The 19,475-nt window shown below is 70.7% G+C and carries 19 protein-coding genes and 1 pseudogene; 12 read left to right on the forward strand and 8 right to left on the reverse strand.

Features of this window, described 5'->3' with window-relative positions; translation table 11 throughout:
- Positions 1-260: 260 nt before the first annotated feature.
- The 4 genes and pseudogenes from IE318_RS45715 to IE318_RS40195 all read left to right on the forward strand — a co-directional run.
- Positions 261-503, forward strand: a pseudogene (locus tag IE318_RS45715) (class I SAM-dependent methyltransferase); the annotation flags it as partial.
- The gene (locus IE318_RS40185; RefSeq protein ID WP_229904083.1) at positions 481-1,221 is read left to right on the forward strand and encodes an RNA polymerase subunit sigma-70; all 741 of its coding nucleotides are present in this window, start codon (positions 481-483) and stop codon (positions 1,219-1,221) included. The pseudogene IE318_RS45715 and the gene IE318_RS40185, both read left to right, overlap by 23 nt.
- A 56-nt stretch (positions 1,222-1,277) precedes the next feature.
- Positions 1,278-1,457 (forward strand): hypothetical protein, encoded by a 180-nt coding sequence (locus IE318_RS40190; RefSeq protein WP_189907828.1) that lies wholly within the window; start codon positions 1,278-1,280, stop codon positions 1,455-1,457.
- Positions 1,454-1,918, forward strand: a complete 465-nt coding sequence (locus tag IE318_RS40195) for an EthD family reductase (RefSeq protein WP_189907829.1) — start codon at positions 1,454-1,456, stop codon at positions 1,916-1,918. The genes IE318_RS40190 and IE318_RS40195 overlap by 4 nt, the downstream gene beginning before the upstream one ends.
- Before the next feature lie 18 nt (positions 1,919-1,936).
- Here the strand turns inward: IE318_RS40195 and IE318_RS40200 are convergent, their stop codons facing one another.
- Entirely contained in the window at positions 1,937-2,416 is a 480-nt protein-coding gene (locus IE318_RS40200; protein ID WP_189907830.1) for a DUF6069 family protein, read from the reverse strand.
- A gap of 185 nt (positions 2,417-2,601) precedes the next feature.
- Between IE318_RS40200 and IE318_RS40205 the strand changes: the two genes are divergently transcribed.
- Together IE318_RS40205 and IE318_RS40210 are read left to right on the forward strand one after the other, a co-directional pair.
- The gene (locus IE318_RS40205; protein WP_030178580.1) at positions 2,602-2,964 is read left to right on the forward strand and encodes a YciI family protein; all 363 of its coding nucleotides are present in this window, start codon (positions 2,602-2,604) and stop codon (positions 2,962-2,964) included.
- Positions 2,961-4,205: an RNA polymerase sigma factor gene (locus IE318_RS40210; protein WP_189907831.1), complete on the forward strand. Its 1,245-nt coding sequence runs from the start codon at positions 2,961-2,963 to the stop codon at positions 4,203-4,205. The genes IE318_RS40205 and IE318_RS40210 overlap by 4 nt, the downstream gene beginning before the upstream one ends.
- Before the next feature lie 58 nt (positions 4,206-4,263).
- Here the strand turns inward: IE318_RS40210 and IE318_RS40215 are convergent, their stop codons facing one another.
- Together IE318_RS40215 and IE318_RS40220 are read right to left on the reverse strand one after the other, a co-directional pair.
- Complete coding sequence (locus IE318_RS40215) at positions 4,264-6,318, reverse strand: SpoIIE family protein phosphatase (RefSeq protein ID WP_189907832.1); 2,055 nt, start codon at positions 6,316-6,318, stop codon at positions 4,264-4,266.
- A gap of 310 nt (positions 6,319-6,628) precedes the next feature.
- The gene (locus IE318_RS40220; RefSeq protein WP_189907833.1) at positions 6,629-7,231 is read right to left on the reverse strand and encodes a helix-turn-helix domain-containing protein; all 603 of its coding nucleotides are present in this window, start codon (positions 7,229-7,231) and stop codon (positions 6,629-6,631) included.
- Between IE318_RS40220 and IE318_RS40225 the strand changes: the two genes are divergently transcribed.
- The gene (locus IE318_RS40225; RefSeq protein ID WP_189907834.1) at positions 7,230-7,751 is read left to right on the forward strand and encodes a GNAT family N-acetyltransferase; all 522 of its coding nucleotides are present in this window, start codon (positions 7,230-7,232) and stop codon (positions 7,749-7,751) included. The genes IE318_RS40220 and IE318_RS40225 overlap by 2 nt on opposite strands.
- A 64-nt stretch (positions 7,752-7,815) precedes the next feature.
- Here the strand turns inward: IE318_RS40225 and IE318_RS40230 are convergent, their stop codons facing one another.
- The 5 genes from IE318_RS40230 to IE318_RS40250 all read right to left on the reverse strand — a co-directional run bounded on the left by IE318_RS40230 (position 7,816) and on the right by IE318_RS40250 (position 13,712).
- The gene (locus IE318_RS40230; protein ID WP_189907835.1) at positions 7,816-8,424 is read right to left on the reverse strand and encodes a DJ-1/PfpI family protein; all 609 of its coding nucleotides are present in this window, start codon (positions 8,422-8,424) and stop codon (positions 7,816-7,818) included.
- Between the two features lie 170 nt (positions 8,425-8,594).
- On the reverse strand, positions 8,595-10,499 hold the full coding sequence (locus tag IE318_RS40235; protein ID WP_189907836.1) for an amylo-alpha-1,6-glucosidase: 1,905 nt from the start codon (positions 10,497-10,499) through the stop codon (positions 8,595-8,597).
- Entirely contained in the window at positions 10,496-11,851 is a 1,356-nt protein-coding gene (locus IE318_RS40240; protein ID WP_189907837.1) for an MGH1-like glycoside hydrolase domain-containing protein, read from the reverse strand. The genes IE318_RS40235 and IE318_RS40240 overlap by 4 nt, the downstream gene beginning before the upstream one ends.
- Positions 11,848-12,648 carry a sugar phosphate isomerase/epimerase family protein gene (locus IE318_RS40245; protein WP_189907838.1) on the reverse strand — a complete coding sequence of 267 codons (801 nt, stop codon included), beginning with the start codon at positions 12,646-12,648 and terminating at the stop codon, positions 11,848-11,850. The genes IE318_RS40240 and IE318_RS40245 overlap by 4 nt, the downstream gene beginning before the upstream one ends.
- Before the next feature lie 17 nt (positions 12,649-12,665).
- Positions 12,666-13,712, reverse strand: a complete 1,047-nt coding sequence (locus tag IE318_RS40250; RefSeq protein ID WP_189907839.1) for a zinc-dependent alcohol dehydrogenase — start codon at positions 13,710-13,712, stop codon at positions 12,666-12,668.
- A gap of 125 nt (positions 13,713-13,837) precedes the next feature.
- Between IE318_RS40250 and IE318_RS40255 the strand changes: the two genes are divergently transcribed.
- The 5 genes from IE318_RS40255 to IE318_RS40275 all read left to right on the forward strand — a co-directional run bounded on the left by IE318_RS40255 (position 13,838) and on the right by IE318_RS40275 (position 19,349).
- A complete protein-coding gene (locus IE318_RS40255) occupies positions 13,838-15,241 on the forward strand; it encodes an ABC transporter substrate-binding protein (RefSeq protein WP_189907840.1) in 1,404 nt (467 codons plus the stop codon).
- Positions 15,242-15,272: 31 nt separating this feature from the next.
- Positions 15,273-16,292 (forward strand): carbohydrate ABC transporter permease, encoded by a 1,020-nt coding sequence (locus tag IE318_RS40260; RefSeq protein ID WP_030178564.1) that lies wholly within the window; start codon positions 15,273-15,275, stop codon positions 16,290-16,292.
- Positions 16,289-17,173 carry a carbohydrate ABC transporter permease gene (locus tag IE318_RS40265; RefSeq protein ID WP_189907841.1) on the forward strand — a complete coding sequence of 295 codons (885 nt, stop codon included), beginning with the start codon at positions 16,289-16,291 and terminating at the stop codon, positions 17,171-17,173. The genes IE318_RS40260 and IE318_RS40265 overlap by 4 nt, the downstream gene beginning before the upstream one ends.
- Before the next feature lie 17 nt (positions 17,174-17,190).
- A complete protein-coding gene (locus tag IE318_RS40270) occupies positions 17,191-18,387 on the forward strand; it encodes an ROK family transcriptional regulator (protein ID WP_189907842.1) in 1,197 nt (398 codons plus the stop codon).
- 68 nt (positions 18,388-18,455) lie between these two features.
- Positions 18,456-19,349: a Gfo/Idh/MocA family protein gene (locus IE318_RS40275; RefSeq protein ID WP_189907843.1), complete on the forward strand. Its 894-nt coding sequence runs from the start codon at positions 18,456-18,458 to the stop codon at positions 19,347-19,349.
- Positions 19,350-19,475: the final 126 nt, after the last annotated feature.

Genomic DNA, 19,475 nt, shown 5'->3' on the forward strand with positions numbered 1-19,475 from the left:
GGCCGCCGGTGAGGAGCGGTCGGACGTCCGGTCCGGCCGCCCTGTGACCACGACGGTCGGCTCGCCGCTGTCCTGCACAGCACCTTCCGCACCGCCGCGGCTTCCTCGGCACAGTGGAGCACGGTGTCGGCGCATACAATCGGGCCGTGTTCCTGACGACGCAACACTGGGTCAGGGCGGCGAAGTTCTTCCAGGAGCTGGGGTATGTGTGGAGCCTCCAGGCTCCCGCCAAGAACTGACCGCGACGAAGGGGGAACACCATGGCGCACGAGCGGACAGAGGCACCGGACAACACCGCGGTGCGGACCGCCCTCTGGCGGGCGATGCACCTCCAGGTCGACTCGCCCCCGCATGTGCTCGAGGACGAGATCGGCCTGCAACTGGCGGCTCCCGGTGATGACTGGCGCGACCGCCCGGACATGGACCCGAAGGCCACCAGCGGGTTCCGGGCGGCCATCGTCGCCCGCGCTCGTTTCATCGATGCGCGGGCGGCGCCCGCTGCCCTCCGGGCTGGGGGCGCCGAGCGACGATCCTGGGGCGTCGCTTGCGCCGGCGCTCGACGTGCCCTGGCTGGAGCCGTTCCCCGACGCACGGTTTGACCTGGAGGCGCGGACCGACCTGCGGCTGGCGTGGGTCGCGGCAGTGCAGTACCTGCCGGCGCGGCAGCGGGCGGTGCTGGTGCTGCGCGAGGTCCTGGGGTTCTCCGCCGCCGAGGTCGCCGAACAGCTGGGGACCACGGTCGCGGCGGTCAACAGCGCACTGCAGCGCGTACGCGCCGCTCTCGCCGGCGCGGGCGATGCCCATGCGGTCACCGAGCCGGACGATCCCGAGGTGCGCGAGGTGGTCCAGCGGTACATGCACGCGTTCGAGGCGGCGGACGTGCCCGCACTGGTGCGGCTGCTGGCCGACGACGCGGTGCTGGAGATGCCGCCGGTTCCGCTGTGGTACCGAGGCAGCGGCGACTACGGCCGGTTCATGGAGCGCGTGTTCGGCATGCGCGGTACCGGCTGGGCGATGCGTGCGCTGACCGCCAACGGTCAGCCCGCGCTCGCCGCCTACGCGCCACAGTCCGGCGGCGGCCATCGTCTGCACACCCTGCAGGTCCTCACCGTCATCGCAGGGCGGGTGGCGCGCAACGTCGTGTTCGCCGATCCGCGCGTCTTCGACGCCTTCGGACTGTCCCACGAGACTCCCGCCGACCAATTCCGCGGGGAGCGATGAGTCGGGGCGGTGCGACCGGTACGTACCGGTGAACACCAAACCGAAGGGAAACCCACATGCGTACGATCGCCGTCGAGTTGATCACCCTGGGCGGACTCGTGTCCGACCCGGACGGATCGCCAGGCGTGCCGCCGGGCAGCCGGATGTCCGGCCACGGCGGAAAAGCGGTCGGCACGGAGGAGAGACTCCGCGTCGGCCCCGCCGTCCTCACCCGGTATCGGAGGGCTGCCCGATGACGGCACGCTTCGTCGCCCTGTACGAGACGCCCATGCACCCCGAACTGTTCGACCAGCACTATCGCGATGTCCACATCCCGCTCGCACGACTTCTCCCGGGGCTGCGCCGCTACACGGTCGGCCGGGACCTGGTCGCCATCCGCGGCGGCTGCCCGTACTACATGGTCGCCGAGCTGGACTGGGACACGATGGACGAGTTGCACACCGCGTTCGCCTCACCCGAGGGGCGCGCGTGCGGCGCCGACGCCGCGCGCCTCCAAGAGCTCGCTCCCTTCCGCTCCATTGATCTTCACCGTGGACGACAGCCTTCTGTAGGCGATCTCGGCCGGCGTACGCATCGAACGAGAGGCAAGCCAGTGTCAACGGTCGCACGGCCGCCGCCTCATCGTCGGCTCGAATTCCGTGCTCGGTGCACGCTGAGGACCGTCGCCCCGGCTCTGCCCATGGTGATCAGGACGTGAAACGCTCGTCCGCTCGCTTCAACGGGCGCCGCCGGGGCGCCCGGGGCCGGCGGGCCGAACCAGTGGGAGTGAGAGCCGGTGGGCGACGGTCGGGATGATGATCGCCGCGGCCACCAGGTGCCCGAGCGCCAGCGTGAGCTTGGTGGAGGTCGCCGTGTGACCGGCGGTCAGCGGTATCACCAGGGAGACCACGGTGAGCCCCACGGTCGCCCCCACGTAGGCGACGACCGGTCGGCGCGCGTACCGTCCGAGGACCACGGCCAGGACCGTGCCCCAGAACGTGCAGATCAGCGTGCCCATGGCGAACATGCCGACCGTGATGGGCTGCGCCGTCGCGGCGCCGAGACCGGCCGCCGACATCGGGACGCCGGCAGCGCGGGCGGCGAGGCCGAACAGTTCGGTCGCGACGGCCGCACCCACCCCGGCGAGCGCGCTGACCTGCCACAACGGCCGGTCACCGGCGAACTGGGCAAAGCGGATGGCTGAAACGGTGTGCATCGTGATCTCCTGTACTGGACGCTGCTGTCGTCGGACAGACGGAGCCAGAAGGCCCGGCTCGACATGGCGCCGGAGAAGAGGCGAAGAAAAATCTCGGCGCCGGATGTCGAGTGACGGTGCACCTGCTTCGTCTGCAAGGTGACGGCGCGCCGACGGAGCGCGCCCGCCTGAAGGGAAGACCCGAGATGAAGTTCCTGCTGCTGATCTACGGCAACCAGGAGAAGTGGGACTCGTTCCCGGCCGAGTCGTGGCCGGAGGCGATCGCCAAGCAGGAGGCGTTCAACGCCAAGTACCGCGAGACCGGTGAACTCCTCGGCTCCTACGGCCTGGCCGACGCGGCGAACGCCAGGCTGGTCCGCCGCAAGGACGGGGCGCCCGCCGTCACGGACGGACCGTACCTGGAGACCAAGGAGTACATGGCCAGCTTCTGGCTGCTGGACTGCGAGAGCGAACGACGGGCCCATGAGATCGCGGCCGACATGCCCTGGGCCGACACCGCCCCGACCGAGGTCTGGCCGATCCTGCACGACAGCGCGGCGGACCTGTGACGGAACGAGCCGTCGAGGACCTGCTGCGCGAGCTCGCGCAGCAGGTCCTCACCGCGTTGGTCCGCCGCTACGGGCACTTCGACGCGTGCGAGGACGCCACCCAGGAGGCGCTGCTCCTGGCCGCCACACACTGGAGCGAGAGCGGCCTACCGGACAACCCCCGTGGCTGGCTGATCACCGTAGCCGGTCATCGGCTGCTCGACGCGTTCCGCAGCGAACAGTCGCGCCGGCGTCGCGAGGACGCCGTGATGGCCGCCACCCCGCAATCGGAGCTGCTCGCCCGCCCTGCCGACGCCGACCCGGGCGCGGACCGGGACGACTCGCTGACCCTGCTGTTCCTGTGCTGCCACCCTGCCCTCACGACACCGAGCCAGATCGCACTGACGCTGCGCGCGGTCGGCGGCCTGACCACCGCACAGATCGCCGCCGCCTTCCTGGTCCCGGAGGCCACCATGGCCCAGCGGATCAGCCGGGCGAAGCAGACCATCAGGACCAGCGAGATCCCTTTCGCGATGCCGCAGGCCGAAGAGCGCGCCGAGCGGCTGCGCGTCGTGCTGCACGTGCTCTACCTGATCTTCAACGAGGGCTACACGACCACCGCGGGAACGGACCTCACCGCACCGCAGCTTTCCGACGAGGCGATCCGGCTCACCCGCGGGCTGCACCGTCTGCTCCCTGACGACGGGGAGTGCGCCGGACTGTTGGCCCTCATGCTGCTCACCGACGCACGGCGGCCCGCTCGGATCAGCACGGACGGCAGCCTGGTGCCGCTCGAGGAACAGGACCGCACCCTGTGGAACCGCCGGCTGATCGCCGAAGGCACCGCGGTGATCACCGAAGCCCTGGCCCGCGGCCCGGTCGGCCCCTACCAGTTGCAGGCCGCCGTCGCGGCCCTCCACGACGAGGCGGACCACATCGACGCCACGGACTGGCCGCAGATCCTCAGGCTGTACGAACTCCTGGAACACATAGCACCCAACCCCATGGTGACCCTCAACCGCGCGGTCGCCGTCGCCATGGTGCACGGCCCGGCCGCCGGGCTCGAACTCCTCGCACCGCTGGCGTCCGACAAACGCATGGCGAGCCACCACCGCCTGCACGCGGCCCGCGCACATCTGCTCGAACGGGCCGGCGACCACGTCGCCGCCACAGCCGCCTACCGCGAGGCCGCGCGACGCGCGACGAACGCGCTCGAACGCCGATACCTCACCACGAAGGCCTCTCGGCGGCTGATCAGGTAGGGCCGCAAGGTGTCCAGCCGGCATCGGCAACGACGGGCCTGGTCTCTCGGGCACGTTCTCATCGTGGCCGGGCGAGAAGTACGGCGACGTCGTCGTGCGACGGTTCGGGCAGCAGGTCGGCGATGAGGTGGTCGCGGATTTCCCGCAGCGTCCGGCTCGGCCGGCGCAAGGCGTGCGCCAGTTGGTTCAGACCGTGATCCAGGTCGTGGTCGTGGCTTTCGATGAGTCCGTCGGTGTAGAGGACGAGGATGCTGCCGGGCGGGAGGGGGACGTGTTCGGTCTGGAAGGGAGCGTCGCGTGGGCTGCCCAGGGGTGCGCCGCAGGTTCCCTCGAGGAACCGGACTGTGCGGTGCGGATCGGCGAGGACCGGTGGAGGGTGGCCGGCGCGGGTGATGAGGCAGTCGGCGCTGGCCCGGTCGTAGACGGCGTAGACACAGGTGGCCAGTTCGCTCTCGCCGAGATCGGTCACCGCGGCATCCAGATGGTGCATCAGGCGGGCCGGTGGGACGTTCTGGGCGGCCAGGGTGCGGGCCATGATGCGTAGCTGGCCCATGACCGCCGCCGCCCGGATGCCGTGTCCCATCACGTCTCCGATGATCAGGCCGGTCCTGCCGTCGGGGAGGGTGAGGACGTCGAGCCAGTCGCCGCCGACTTCGTTCTCACTGCTGGCGGGGAGGTAGCCGCTGGCCAGTTCGAGTCCGGGCACGGCCGGCAGTGGCTTGATGAGGCTGCGTTGCAGGGTGAGGGCCGCCTGGTGGCGGCTGGCGTACAGGCGGGCGTTGTCGATGTTCAGTGCCGCCCGGGCGACCAGTTCGTCGATGAGCACCGTGTCCTCCTCGTCGAACGGCTCGCCGCGGGTGCGGGTGGTGATCACCAGACCGAGCACTTTGCCCCGGGCATTCAGCGGGACGACACGCGCGGTGCCAGGGGCGCTGTGGGCGAACAAGCCCTCGCCCGGGTCAGGGGGCACGGACCGGAGAACAGGCAGCGGCAGCGGTACGGTCTGCGGGCGCCGTTGACCCAGGACAGCGGCATACACCGATCCGGGTGGGATGCGGTGCGTCGCCTCGGGCGCCTGCTGAGCCGGCGCGGTGGGGGTCGGTCCCGCCGTGGCCAGGCGGTGCAGCAGGTCGTGAGCGGACGCACCTGCGTCGTCCGGTGCAAGCACTCCCTCCAGCAGCAGCACCTCGGCGGTGTCGGCGAGCTGGGGCACCAGCACCTGGGCCAGCCCGTCTGCCGCCTGTCGAAGGTCCAAGGTGGTGCCGATCCGTTCGCCGGCTTCGGCCAGCAACGCGAACCGCTGCCGCGCCCGCTCGGCCCGCAGGTGGTCGGCCTGCCCCTCGGTGATGTCGATGACGGAAGCGATCACACCGAGTGCTTCGCCATCGCTGTCGGTCAACGGGGCGTAGGAGGACGACCAGACGCGGTCGCAGCCGGGGTTGGCGTCGGTACGCCCGGTTCGGACATCGAGCACAGCGCGCCCGCTGTGGAGTACTTGCCGCATGAGGGCTTCCACCGCCCCGGGGTCAATCCCGGGGACGACCTCGCGGAGGCGCTTGCCCACGTGCGCGGCGGCGGGCCGGCCGTTCATGTCGGCGAGGGCATCGTTGACGCGCACGTACCGCAGCTCGCGGTCCAACAGCGCCAGGCCGATCGGCGACTGCGCGAACAGACCCTCCAGGGCAGCCAGCGAGTCCCGCATCCGCCGCACGGCAGAGGTCTCCGCGGCAATGACCAGCAAGCCGGGCTGCCCCGCGGGATCGGTGACCGGGGCCATCCACATCTCCATCTCGACCGTGTGCCCGTCCCGGTGCCGCACCGGATAGGACCCGACCACGGTCTCCCCGGCCCAGCAGCGGGCAGCCAATTCCTTGGCCAGTTCCCGGTTGCATTCCGGAACCAGGATGGGAAGCCCGTCATGGCCGATGACCTGATCCGGCCCCCAGCCCAGCAGGTCCTGCGCCGCCAGACCCCACTGCCACACACACCCGTCATGGCCGACGCCCCAGACCGCCATGGGCAGCAGGTCCCGGAACACGCCGGGATGGCCGACCACCGGCCGCCCCTCCGCCGGCTGCCCACCGTCCGAATCCGCCCGCTGTACGACGGCCATGTCCAACCCTGACCGGGCCCAGAAGAGGAAACTGCCCAGACGCCTGCTCTCCTGCGCGCCCTGCTTCAGACCTGCCTGATGCCTCTGCTTCCATCCAAGACGTCCGCCGCCTGATCGCAAGCCGGAACGAGACATCGCGTTGCTCGGTTTCGGCGGGGCCCTACATGGTCGCTGCACTGGCCACGACGGAGCTGTTCCTGCTGCCCGCAGCGCCGGGCAGTCCGACGGTCATCGGCCGAGCCGGGCCCGGACGGGCAGTGATCAAGGACGACCGCGAAACCGAGAACCGAGGGACGGCTTCAGGGACGGGTCATGGCTGCGCGCCGCGGGTGAGGATGACCGTATAGCGGCACTCGTCGTCCGTGGTGTTGGCGAAGACGCGATCGGCCGGTCCACCGAGTTCGATGGTGTCGCCCGCGTCGAGTTCGTGGACCGTGTCGCCGTCGTGGAAGGTCAGACGGCCGTCGAGGACCCAGACGACCTGTCGCACGAAGGCGAAGGCGGCAGCCGGATACGGCACCCGGGCGCCGGCGGGCAGGCGGATCTCGGCGACCTCCGCAGGGAAGTGGGGACCGGTGATCTGGCGGCGCCGGTAACCGGTGCCGGGGTCCTGCCACTCGGCCGCGTCCGTGCGACGGCGCACACCTGCGACGCCCTGGGCGTCGTCCCGCGCCTCGTCCTGCGCGCCTTCGGCCAGGGCGAGCAAGGAGGCGATACTGAGCTGGAATGCGGCCGACAGCTTGCCCAGGACCACGGCAGTGGGGCTGCTCTCCCCGCGCTCGATCCTGCTGATCATGGCCTGGGACACCCCGGAGACGTCCGCGAGCTGAGCCAGGGTCCACCGGCGCCGTTCCCGTTCGGCACGAACGCGCGCGGCGATCCGCCCCACCAGGGGATCTACTATGTTGGGCATGAATCCAATATATGAAAGGACTCGTGCGGACGTCACCGTGCGCCGGGCCCGCCCCGACGACGCGGAGGCCGTCCGGGCGATCCGCAACCACGCGATCGAGCACACCACGGCTCTGTGGACGCAGACCCCGCAGTCCCCGGCCGAGGCGGTCGCCTGGCTCGCGGCCCATCTGGACCGGGGCTCGGCGTTCGTGGCGGAGGCCGAGGGCGAGGTGGCCGGATTCGCGGTCCACGGGCCGTGGCGGCACCTGGACGGCTACCGTCACACGGTCGAGGATTCGGTCTACGTCCGTGAGGGACGGCATGGGCTCGGTATCGGCTCCGCGCTCCTGAAGGCCCTCATCGCCTCGGCCCGCGATGCCGGTCATCACGTCATGATCGCCGGCATCGAGGCCGGGAACACCGCGTCGATCCGGCTGCACGAACGGTTCGGCTTCCACCACGCCGGCACGGTGCCGGAAGTCGGCACCAAGTTCGGCCGCTGGCTCGATCTGACGCTCATGCGGCTTCCTTTGACCTGAGCGCCTCCGACATCGACGTGGGACCCGTTCGCGCATGCCCCATGGTCCGGCTGATGACGGCGTGTCAGGGCCGTGCGGGCTCACCCGAGTGGACGGCGCGCAGGGCGCGCTCGACGGTCTCCTGCGTTTCGCCGACCGGAGCCACGTAGCCGATGACGTCGCGCGCGGCGTCCTCTCCGAGCATTCGGCTGATCACCCACGTGGCGAGATACTGCGACGCCAGGCAGCCGCCCGCCGTGGCGATGTTCCCCTCGGCGTGGAAAGGCGCGTCCAGCACGGTGACGCCGCAGGCTTCGACGAAGGGCCGGCTCTTGATGTCCGTGCAGGCCGGCATGGACTCCAGCAACCCCAGCCGGGCGAGCACCAGCGCGCCCGAGCACTGCGCACCGATCAGTTGCCGTGAGGGGTCGAGCCTCAGCCGGGAGATCAGCCGGTCGTCGGCGACGACGTCTCGCGTCTTCACGCCGCTGCCGATGAGGACGACCTCGGCTTCGGTCACGAACTCCATCGGGCGCTGTCCTGTCACCTCGACGCCGTTCATCGACGTGACCACAGGCGTCGGCGTCGTGATGAAGGCTTCCAAGCCGTCCCTGCGGCAACGGTTGATCAGCGCGGAGGCGATGAAACTGTCGAGTTCGTTGAACCCGTCGAAGGTGACCACGGCTACCTGCATCACAACTCCTTCACTGACGGCATCAGATGTGCAGTCTGACCGGGTGCCCGGTCCCGGGGCGAGAGCCAATCAGTCTCTCGTGGCATGCCGGTGCCGCCGTCGGGACGGTTCTGCCGCACGTCGGGGCGTGGTCGCCGGGCACTGCTGCGCGAGATGTCCTGCTGCCCCCCTCACACCTGTTCCAGCGCCGTGCGCAGTGCCAGCGGTGTTGCGGCTGCCCACGCCTGGGGCGAGGACGCGTGGGGGTAGGGAACGGGGCCGGTGGTGGCGGCCCGGTCGTAGCCCGCGATGACTTCGGGCAGGCGGTGTCCGTACCGGGTGGCCGCCGCTACGAGGCCCTCGGTGACGAGGTCGACCTGTTCGGCGAGTCCGTAGCGGGCCAGGCCCAGGGCGATGAGGGCGTTGTCGTGCGGCCAGGCGCTGCCGCGGTGGTAGGACAGCGGATGGTACGGCCGCTGGCCGGCGGCCAGGGTGCGGATGGCCCAGCCGGAGAAGAAGTCCGGCTCCAGCAGGCGTCGCCCGACTCGGCGCGCGCGTTGGGTGTCGAGGATGCCGGACCACAGCAGGTGGCCGGCGTCCGACGCCAGGGCGTCGGCCTGGCGTCCGGTGCCGTCGAGTGCGAGCGCGGGAAAGTCGGCGTCCGGCATCCAGAAGTCCGCAGCGAAGCGGTCGCGCAGCCGCTGTGCCGCCTCGCGCAGGCGGCGCGCGTACGGCGCGTCCTGCCAGATCTCCTGGGCCAGTTCCGCGGTGCGCAGGAGAGCGTCGTAGGCGTAGCCCTGGACCTCCGACACCGCGATGGGCCCCTGTGCCTGGGTTCCGTCGGCGAAGCAGATCGCTCCCGCGGAGTCCTTCCAGTTCTGGTTGACCAGGCCGCCCGGGTCGGGGGTGTAGACGAGGTAGCCGTGTTTCTCCAGGCCCCCGTCCGTGAACATCCAGTCCACGGCCCGCCGGGCGTGGCTCTCCAGGCGTACGGCCAGTGAGCTGTCGCGGGTCGTCTCGTGGTGCGCGTGCAGCAGGACGAGAAACAGCGGTGTGGCGTCGACCGTTCCGTAGTAGCGGCCGTAGGGGACCTGCCGGAAGTGGGCGAGTTCGCCGTGGCGGGTCTCGTGGACGATGCGTCCGGGTTGTTCGCCGCTGAAGGCGTCGTGGCGCTGCCCCTGGACCGCGGCGAGCGCGCTCAGGGTGGCGGCGGCCGTCTCCGGGCGGTACGGCAGGAGGAAGTAGGACGTCAGCAGGGAGTCGCGGCCGAACAGGGTGAGGAACCACGGGATGCCCGCTGCCGGAACGTGCACCTCCTCGCCGTCGATGCCGGTCACGGGGATGGTCAGCAGGTCCACGTCGTCCAGTCCCCGCTCGCAGGCGCGGGCCAGGTCGTCGCCCGCCGGCGGTGTCCGCTGCCGCTGCGGACGCGGTGTGGCCGGCGGCCGGTCCGGCAGCCCGTGGGGGTGGGCGCGGACGGTGAGGCGGAGTTCGGCTTCGCCGTGGCTGTCGAGGCCGAGGTCCCAGGTGAGGGTGCGCGTGGTGGGCTCGGTCGTCGTGTGCACGGCGTCGGGTGCAGGGTCGCAGGTGAGGACGGTTCGGGAGTGCCAGTCGGCGCGCCGGTAGTCGAAGCGCAGTCCGTCGGCCGTGGTGTGCGTCTCGTGCCGGCCGCCGGGTTTGGGGTAGGTGCGGTCGTCGGCGCGCAGTTCGAACAGGTCGGCGAAGTCGGCGTCGACGGTGAGGTCGATGCGTGCGGTCACCGGTTCGGGGCGATTGCTGACCAGCCGCAGGTGTTCGGTCAGCGTGCCGGCGGTGACGGTCTGGCGGCGGAAGACGGTGTAGGCGGGCGGATCGTCGCGTGTGCCCCGGGGAGTGAGGACGCAGGAGGCGGTGTCGTCCGACTCCGCCGCGGCGGGGACCAGGGCGACGGGGGCGGTGTCGTCGACGGTGAGCTGCCAGCGGCTGAGGTGACGGGCGTCGCGCACGAACAGGCCGTCGGGTGTCGTCCCGCGGGTGCCGCTGATGCCTCCTGCCGCGTCCAGGTGGGCGAAGGTGGCGTCGCGCACCAGCTGGACGCGGTGGGCGGCGGTGGTCATGGCGTGGGCTCCTTCGGCTGCGTGCTCAGCAGGTCGAGCGTGAGGGCGGCGGTCCATGAGAACTGCCGGGCGCCGCGGGCGGTGCCGCTGACGGGGTCGACGTATTCGGCGAACCGCGATCGTCCCGCCTCGGTGAGGAAGCCTTCACGGAGGCGTTCGGCGTCCGCGTGGAGGTGGTGGGTGCGCAGTCCGCGGTGGATCAGCCAGGCGGTGTTGAACCAGGCCGGGCCGCGCCAGTAGCGCTGGGGGTCGAAGGCGTGGCCGGTGAGGTCGTAGCTGGGGACCAGCCGGGTGCCCGGCGCCTTGAAGTGCGGGCTGCCGAGGGTCGCGTGCAGTCGCCGGACGATGTCCTGCGGCAGGTGCGGGAGGATGAGCGGGACGAGCCCGCTGATGCTGCGTTCGTCCACCATGGCTCCGGTGGCCAGGTCGCGGGCGCGGAAGATCCCTGCGGTGTCGTCCCACAGCCGGTCGACCAGGCGCCGGCTGAGGTCGCGTGCGCGCTCCGCGTGCGCCGCGCCGGTCCGGCCCAGCTCGCGGGCCATTGCTGCGAGGGCCAGTTCGCTGACGGCGAGCAGCGCGTTGAAGCAGGGGTCCTCCACCGTGAAGCGGTGCCGGGTCGCGCGGTCGTCGTAGCCTGCCTCGCGGTAGTCGGCGGCCAGCCGGACATAGCGGCCGTAGTCGAGGTCGGTGGGCCGGTCGGCGGGGTGGCCGTGGTCGAGGTCGGCTCGGTGGAACTCCTCGGGCGCCGCGGGTTCGACGCGTTCCAGCGCCCGGTCCCAGCAGGGGCTGTTGTCCATGCCCGGTTCCCATGGGTGCACGACCGCGGCGAGGCCGGCGCCGCCGAGGTCGCGGCGGGTGAGGAGGTAGTCGTGCCAGGCGGCGAGCCGTGGGTGGACTCGGTCCAGGAAGCCGCGGCGGCGGGACTCGCCGGGATCGGCCGCGTGCACGAGCCAGGCGGCCAGTGCGTGCACGGGCGGCTGGACGAGGCCGGACGTCTGCGGCGCGGAGGGTGCGCCGGAGGGCCGGCCCGCGTGTGCGGACTGCCAGAAGTCGGGGCTGGGGAAGTACGCGTCGTACGGTACGGCGGGGTTGAAGACGATGTGGGGGATGCGGCCGTCGGCCCACTGCCCGGCCAGCAGGGACTCCAGTTCCTGCTGGGCGCGGCGCACCGAGAGGTGGCGCAGCCCGATGGCGATGAAGGCGGAGTCCCAGCTCCACTGGTGCGGATAGAGGGTGCGGGAGGGCACCGTGGAGGTGCCCGTCCAGTTGTCGATGAGGACCCGCGCCGCACCGCGCCGCAGTGTCAGGTCTGCGGCGGCGGTGGGCGCGGGCCGGTCCAGGAGGGACTTCACGCGCCGGACCTCTGCAGGAAGGCGGGGATGGAGCGCACCGCTTCCACGGGGTCTCCGGTGAGGCGGCACTCGGCGGCGAGGTGGCCGTCGTAGCCGATGGTGTGCAGGGCGCCGAGCCAGGCAGGCCAGTCCAGGTGCCCGGCACCGGGCTGGAAGCGGTTGGAGTCGGAGACCTGGGCGTGACCGATGAGGTCGGCGTGCGCGATGATCGCGGCCGCCGGGTCGCTCTCCTCGATGTTCATGTGGTAGCTGTCGATGCCGATCCGGATCGAGTCGAGACCGGTGGCGCGGATCAGGTCGGCTGCCTGCTCGAGCCGGTTGACCATGTGGTCCTCGTACCGGTTGAGCGGCTCCAGGAACAGGGTGACGCCTTCCCTGCGGGCGTGCTCTCCGAGTTCGGACAGGCCGGCCAGCAGGATCTCGCGGTCCTCCTCTTCGGAGCGCGGGGGCTCGAAGGGGGGAAGGCGGCGCGAGAACATGCCGTAGGAGGCGGGGGTCTGGGCGCCGAGCCCGCCGATCTCGGCGATCACGGTCAGCTGCGACTTCATCTGCGCGATGGCGTCGCGGCGCAGATCGGCGTCGAAGGCGCCGAAGAAGTGCAGCATGTCGACGCACACCGTCGGCATGACCACGCCGTCCTTGCGGGCCTGCTGGAGTTCGTCGATGCGGGAGGCGAAGTGGAAGTCGCCCTTGGCGCGCAGTTCGATGGCGTCGTAGCCGGCCTGCTGCGCGAACTCCCACTTGGCCTGGAGGGTGTCCCCGGGCAGGAGTTGTTCCTGTGCGGCGGTCTTGAGCATGAGAGGGCCTTTGCCTTTCAGAATTCCAGGACGACCTGCAGCGCGTCGGCCGGGCGCTCGTCCAGCAGCACGTACGCGTCGGCGGCTTCGGCCGCGGGGACGACATGGCTGACCAGGGAGGTCACGTCCACGTGCCCCTCGGCGACCAGGCGCAGGAAGGTCTGCTGAAGGCGTTCGACGCTCCAGCGGTGGGACAGCTGCGGGGGGACGCCGCCGATCTGGGAGCAGACGAGCTGGACGCGGTTGTGGTGGAACTCGTCGCCCAGCCGCAGGCCGATGCCGTCGCCCTGGTAGAAGCCGGAGGCCACCACGCGGCCGCCCGCCGCGACCGAGCGCAGGGCTTCGTGCAGGGCCGGGTAGGCGCCGCTGATCTCGATGGCGAGGTCGGCGCCGAGGCCGTCGGTGGCGTGGCGGATGGATTCGGCGACGGCCTCGGTGCGGGCGTTGAGGGTGTGGTGTGCGCCGTAGCGCTTGGCGGTCTCCAGGCGGCCGTCGAGGGCGTCGACGGCTGTGACGCGGGCGCCGTTGAGCTGGGCGAGCCGTGTGGTGAGCAGGCCGATCACGCCCTGTCCGAAGACGGCGACGTCCTCACCGAGGTGGATGTCGCCGGCCAGGACGGCGTTGTAGGCGATGGCGCCGACGCGTGCGAAGGCTCCGGCCAGGGGCTCCAGCCCGGTGGGCAGTGTGTGGCCGATCATCCGCTCGGCCGGGACGATGCCCTCGCTGCGGTGTCCCCAGATGCCCCAGACCAGGTCGCCGGGGCGGGGCAGGCCGGGGGTGCCCTCGAGTTCCGGGGAGACTTCGACGACCTCTCCGACCTCGGAGTACCCCCAGCCCGCGACGGGGTACTGGATGCCGGCCGCTCCCTCGTGGAACAGCCGCTCCTCGGGGTCCCAGGTCCGCGTCAGGTAGGGGTTGGTGCCGCGGTACGCGGTCAGTTCGGTGCCGGCCGAGATGCCCGAGTAGCGGGTGCGGACTCTGAGGTGGCCTTGGGGCAGTGCGGCTCGGGCGTGCCCGGCGACCTCCACCTGGCGAGGGCCGGTGAATTGGACGACGCGTTCCACGGGGGCTCCGGAGGGGTTGCGGATGTTGGTTGCGTCGACGATATCTCCAACTTATGTCTTGTCAACCAGCAAAAGTGATGCTGAGATGCGTCCTCAGTAGACGTAAGTCGGAACGAGGACACGCAATGCACACCAAGAGCCGGCGGTCGACGACGACCGCGGTGGGCATCACCGCAGCCCTGGGACTCGGGCTGCTCACGGGCTGCGCCGGCAGTACCGGGCCCGGAAAGCCGGACCGCGAGATCACGGTCTGGTCCCAGGAGAACCTCCCGGACCGGGTCGCCGCGACGCAGAAGATCATCGACGGGTTCGAGAAGAAGACCGGGATCAAGGTCCACCTCGTCGGGGTCGACGAGGGGCAGATGCCGCAGCTGATCATGTCCGCCGCGGCCGCCGGCAAGCTGCCCGACGTGATCGGCGCGGCGCCGATGGGCCAGGTGTGGCAGATGTACACCAACGGTCTGCTCAACACCGACATCCCGAAGAAGATCGTCGCCGAGCTGGGAAGGAGCACGTTCAACGCGAACGCGCTCCAGCTGACCTCGGACGGGAACACCAGCCTCGGTGTGCCCTCCGACGCCTGGCTCCAGCTGCTGGTCTACCGCAAGGACCAGTTCGACGAGAAGCACCTGGCCGCCCCCGACACGTACGCACGGGCTCTGACCGCCGCCAAGGCACTCACCACCAAGGGGCACGACGCCGTCTCCGCGGCCACCGACCCCAGTGACGTCTTCACCTCCCAGAGCTTCGAGAGCCTCGCCCTGGCCAACGACTGCCAGCTCGTCGACGCCCACCACGACGTCGCCCTGGAATCCCCGCAGTGCCGGACCGCGTTCCGCACCTACGACCAGCTCGCCCGTACCTACGGGTCCCCCGGAACGCAGACCGTGGACTCCACCCGCGCCACCTACTTCGCCGGCCAGTCCTCGATGATCGTCTGGTCCTCGTTCCTGCTGGACGAACTCGCCGGCCTGCGCAAGGACGCCCTGCCCAGCTGCCCCGCATGCAGAAACGATCCCCGGTACCTGTCCGACAACAGCGGGATCGTGACGGCGATGAAGGGTCCCGACGGCTCCGAACCCGCCCAGTTCGGCGAGATCACCTCATGGGTGACCACCAAGACGGCCGAGACCGCCGCCTCCCGCGAGTTCATCGAGTACATGATGGGCACGGGTTACGAGTCCTGGTTCGGCATGTCACCCGAGGGCAAGATCCCCGTCCGGAACGGCACGGCCGCCCAGCCGCGGCGCTACCTCGACGCCTGGCGTCACAGCCCCATCGGCGTCGACACCCGCAAGCCCTTCGACCAGGTCTATCCGCCCACCCTGCTCAACCGGCTCGCCGCCGGCGTCAGCCACATGCGGCGCTGGGGCATCACCCAGGGTGAGGGAGCCCTCGTCGGCGCCACCAACGGCGAACTGCCCGTTCCCAAGGCCATCGGCGCCATGACCGGCGGCCAGATCTCCGCCACCGAGGCGGCACGCGAAGCCGACGCCGACGTCGCCGCCCTGAAGAAGTCCCTGCAATAGCCGCCCGCCTGCACGTCGCAAAGGTCCCCTCATGACTACAGCTCCCGCCGGCGCGCCACAGCGCCGGGCGACAGGCCCCCGGTCCACCGCCGGGCCCGCCTCCCGGACCTCCCGCCCGATGACCGCGAGCCGCCGCGCCAACCGCGCCGGCCTCGCCTTCGTCTCCCCCACCTTCGTCGTGGTCCTGGTGGTGGTGGTCCTGCCCATTCTGTGGACCGTGCTGCTGGCGTTCCAGAAGGCCAAGCTCGTCGACATCCAGGGCATGGGGCTGTTCGGCCACTGGTCCCTGGACAACTTCGCCCAGGTCTTCGACTCGGCCGGCTTCTGGTCGAGCCTGACCACGACCCTGCTGTACACCGCGGGTGGCACTCTGGGCTCGGTCGCTCTCGGCCTCGTGGCCGCGCTCGCGCTGCGCAAGCCCTTCCGCGGCCGCGGCCTGCTGCGCGCCGCGATGCTGCTGCCCTACGTGGCCCCCGTCGTCGCGGTGGCCTTCGTCTGGGAGGTCGCGCTCAGTCCGCAGTACGGCGTCGTCAACGATTGGGGCCGGCGCCTGTTCGGCTGGGACCACCCGATCGCCTTCCTGTCGACCCGGGAGTACTCGGTCCACCTGCTCGGTGTGCACGTCGACGTCCCCCTGGCCCTGCTGACCGTGATCGCCTTCGAGTGCTGGCGCTACTTCCCCTTCGCCTTCCTGTTCATCCTCGCCCGCCTCCAGGCGGTGCCCCACACACTCGAGGAAGCCGCGAAGGTCGACGGGGCCACCCCCACCCAGCGCTTCCGCCACATACTCCTCCCCCAGCTCATGCCCGTCATCGCCCTGTTGTGCGTCCTGCGCTTCATCATGACCTTCAACAAGTTCGACGACGTCTACCTGCTGACGGGAGGCGGCGCCGGCACCGACGTCGCCGCCGTGCGCGTGTACGACTTCCTCACCGCCCGCTACGACGTGGGAGCCGCGGCCGCCCAGGCCCTCGTCCTGGCCGCCTCCCTGATGCTCCTGCTGGGCCTCTACTTCAAGTTCTTCGGCAACAAGGTCCAGGAGGAATCGTGACCCGCAAGGCCGCTCCGAGCAGGGCGCAGTTCGAGGAGCGACTCTTCGGCGTCCTGCGCCGGCTCGTCATCGCGTTCCTCGCGGTGATCACCCTGCTGCCCTTCTACTACATGCTGCTGCTGTCGGTGAAGCCCATCGACGCGCTCCTCCTCGACCCCGGATCCCTGTGGATATCGGCCAAGGACTTCACGCTGTCGACCTACCACGACGTCCTGCGGTCCACCGACGACGGTGGGCAGGGCTTCGTGAAGTTCCTGCTCAACTCCGCACTGGTCTCCCTGGGCACCGTCGCCCTGACGCTGCTGGCCGCCGTACCCGGCGCCTACGCCGTCAGCCGTCTGAAGTTCTTCGGCCACCGCCAGGTCAGCGCACTCTTCCTGGCCGTCTATCTCTTCCCGGCGACCCTGCTGGCCGTTCCGCTGTTCGTGATCTTCGCCAGGATGGGACTGTCCTCCAGCCTGGTCGGCCTCGCCATCGTCTACGTCGCCCAGACGGTGCCGGTGTCGATCTACATGCTGAAGAACTACCTCGTCACCATCCCCTACTCCATCGAGGAAGCGGCGGCCCTCGACGGCTGCAGCCGGCTGCAGACCGTGCGCAAGGTGATCCTCCCCCTGGCCCTGCCCTCGCTGATGGCGACCGGGTTGTACATCTTCATGATCGCCTGGAACGAGTTCCTCTTCGCCCTGCTGTTCCTGGCCGCCGACCCGGACAAGTGGACGGTCTCCCTGGGCCTGGCGCAGCTCTCCAACGGCATCGAAGTGCCCAAGACCGTGCTCATGGCCGGTTCGGTGGTCCTGACGATTCCCGTGGTAGTTCTGTTCTTCGCCGCCGAGCGCCTGCTCACCGAGGGCCTCACCAGCGGCGCCGACAAGAGCTGAAGCGTGGGGGATGGACGATGACACCGAATCAGGTAAGCGCCGGAGAACTGCTGCAGCTGATCCGCAGCGGCCGTGCCAACACCCGCGCCGCCCTGCAGCGCGCCACGGGACTGTCCCGCTCCACCGTCGGCCAGCGACTGGACCTGCTCAACCGCGCGGGATGGCTGCGCCACACCACCGGCACCTCCACCGGTGGCCGCCCCTCGGACCGGATCGTCTTCGACCCCACGCACGCATCGGTCATCGCCGTCGACCTCGAGACCCGGCACGCCCGCACCGCGGTCCTGGACCTCGCGGGCACCATCCTCGCCGAGCACACCGGCCCATTGGAGATCACCCGTGGCCCGGAGGAGGTGCTGGACCACCTGGCCGCCTCCTTCCCGGACCTGATCGCCGCCGCCGGGGTCGGCCCCGACCATGTGTGCGGCATCGGCATGTCCGTGCCGGGGCCCGTCGACTGGGAGACGGGACGCGTCGTCGAGCCGCCCATCATGCCCGGCTGGGACCGGTACCCCATCCGGGAACGCCTGCAGAAGGCCTACGCCGAGCATGTGGCGTCCGGCCCCGAGGACGGGATCCCCGTCTTCCTGGACAACGACGCCAACCTCATGGCCCTGGCCGAGCGCCAGGCCAACCACCGTGACTGCTCGGCCTTCGTCCTGGTCAAGGTGTCCACCGGCATCGGCGCCGGCGTCGTCATCGGGGACGGTGTCTACCGCGGCATCGACGGCGGCGCCGGCGACATCGGCCACATCCGCCTGCACGACCAGCCCGACGCGCTGTGCATGTGCGGCTCGCAGGGTTGTCTGGCCGCCGTCGCCAGCGGCCGGGCACTCGCACGGCAGCTCTCCGAAATCGGCCTGGAAACCACCTCCGGATCCGACGTCAAGCGCCTCCTCGCCGAGGGTCACCCCGACGCGATCCGGCTGGCCCGGGAGGCCGGACGCCGAGTGGGAGAGGTCCTGGTGACCGTGGTCACCCTCCTCAACCCGGGCGTTCTGATGCTCGCCGGAGACCTCTCCGGGGTGCCGTTCATGACGGGCGTCCGCGAACTCCTCTACCGGCGTGCCATGCCCCGCACCACCGCGAACCTGCAGATCGTCACGTCACGACTCGGCGACCACGCCGGTGTCATCGGCGCGGCAGGCATGGTGGTCGAAATCCTCTACTCCCCCGCCCAGGCCGACGCCCGCCTCGCACGCCTCGCCACCTGAACCCGCACGAGGCACATCACTGTGCGCAGCACGAAGCACAGCACCGTGCGCATACCGACAGGAACACCGTGACCACTGAACCAGCCCACTGGAAGCACCAGCCCGTCGAGGTCGGCCTCGTGGGCGCCGGCCCCTGGGCCCGGGCCATGCACGCACGCATGCTGGCCACCGGCCCGGAAACCCGGCTCGCCGCCGTCTGGGCCCGCCGCCCCGACGCCGCGCGACAGGCCGCAGCCCCCTACGGCGCCCAGGTCGCCACCGAGTTCGAGGAACTCCTCGACCGCTGCGAGGCGGTGGCCTTCGCCGTTCCGCCCGCGATACAGGCGGAACTCGCTCCGTCGGCCGCCAAGCGAGGAAAGCACCTGCTCCTGGAGAAGCCCCTCGGTCCCGACCTGACCACCGCGCAGCGGCTCGCCGATGCCGTGGCGGAGGCCGGTGTCGTCTCGCAGCTCGTCCTGACCAAGCGCTACCACCCCACGACCCGCGCCTTTCTGGACACCGCCCGCGGGCTGGAGGTGGCCGGAGCCCGCTCCTGCTACCTTCACGGCGCCTTCCTGGGCGGCGACTTCGCCACCGGCTGGCGTCTCGAGCACGGCGCGCTGCTCGATCTGGGGCCCCACCTCCTCGACCTGCTGGACGCCGCCGTCGGTCCCATCACCGCCGTCCGCGGCAGCGGAGACCCCCGCCGCTGGATCGAGCTCACCTGCGAGCACGCCAACGGCGCGATCAGCCAGGCGTCGCTGTCCGGTGCCGTCAACCTTCCCCGGGCCCTGACCCGGGTGGAACTCTTCGGAGCCGAGCCGCCGTTGACGTACGACACCGCAGGCATCGACCACGAGGAGTGCTGGCCGATCCTGCGCCGGGACTTCGCGACCGCCGTGCGCACCCGTACACCGACGGAACTGGACGCACAGCGCGGCTTGTACCTGCAGCGGCTCATCGATCAGGTGGTCGACGGCTGAACCCGCCGGGTGCGGCGATGGACACGAGGGTGCCTCCGGCGGGTGGCGGTGGTGGTCCGCCGGAGGCACGGTCGTCAGCAGTCGGGGATGACGGTGCCGTTGTTGTCCTTGGCCTCGTCGTTGCCC

Origin of the sequence: Streptomyces spiralis (genome assembly GCF_014654675.1) — a bacterium.
GTDB classification, from domain to species: Bacteria; Actinomycetota; Actinomycetes; order Streptomycetales; family Streptomycetaceae; genus Streptomyces; species Streptomyces spiralis.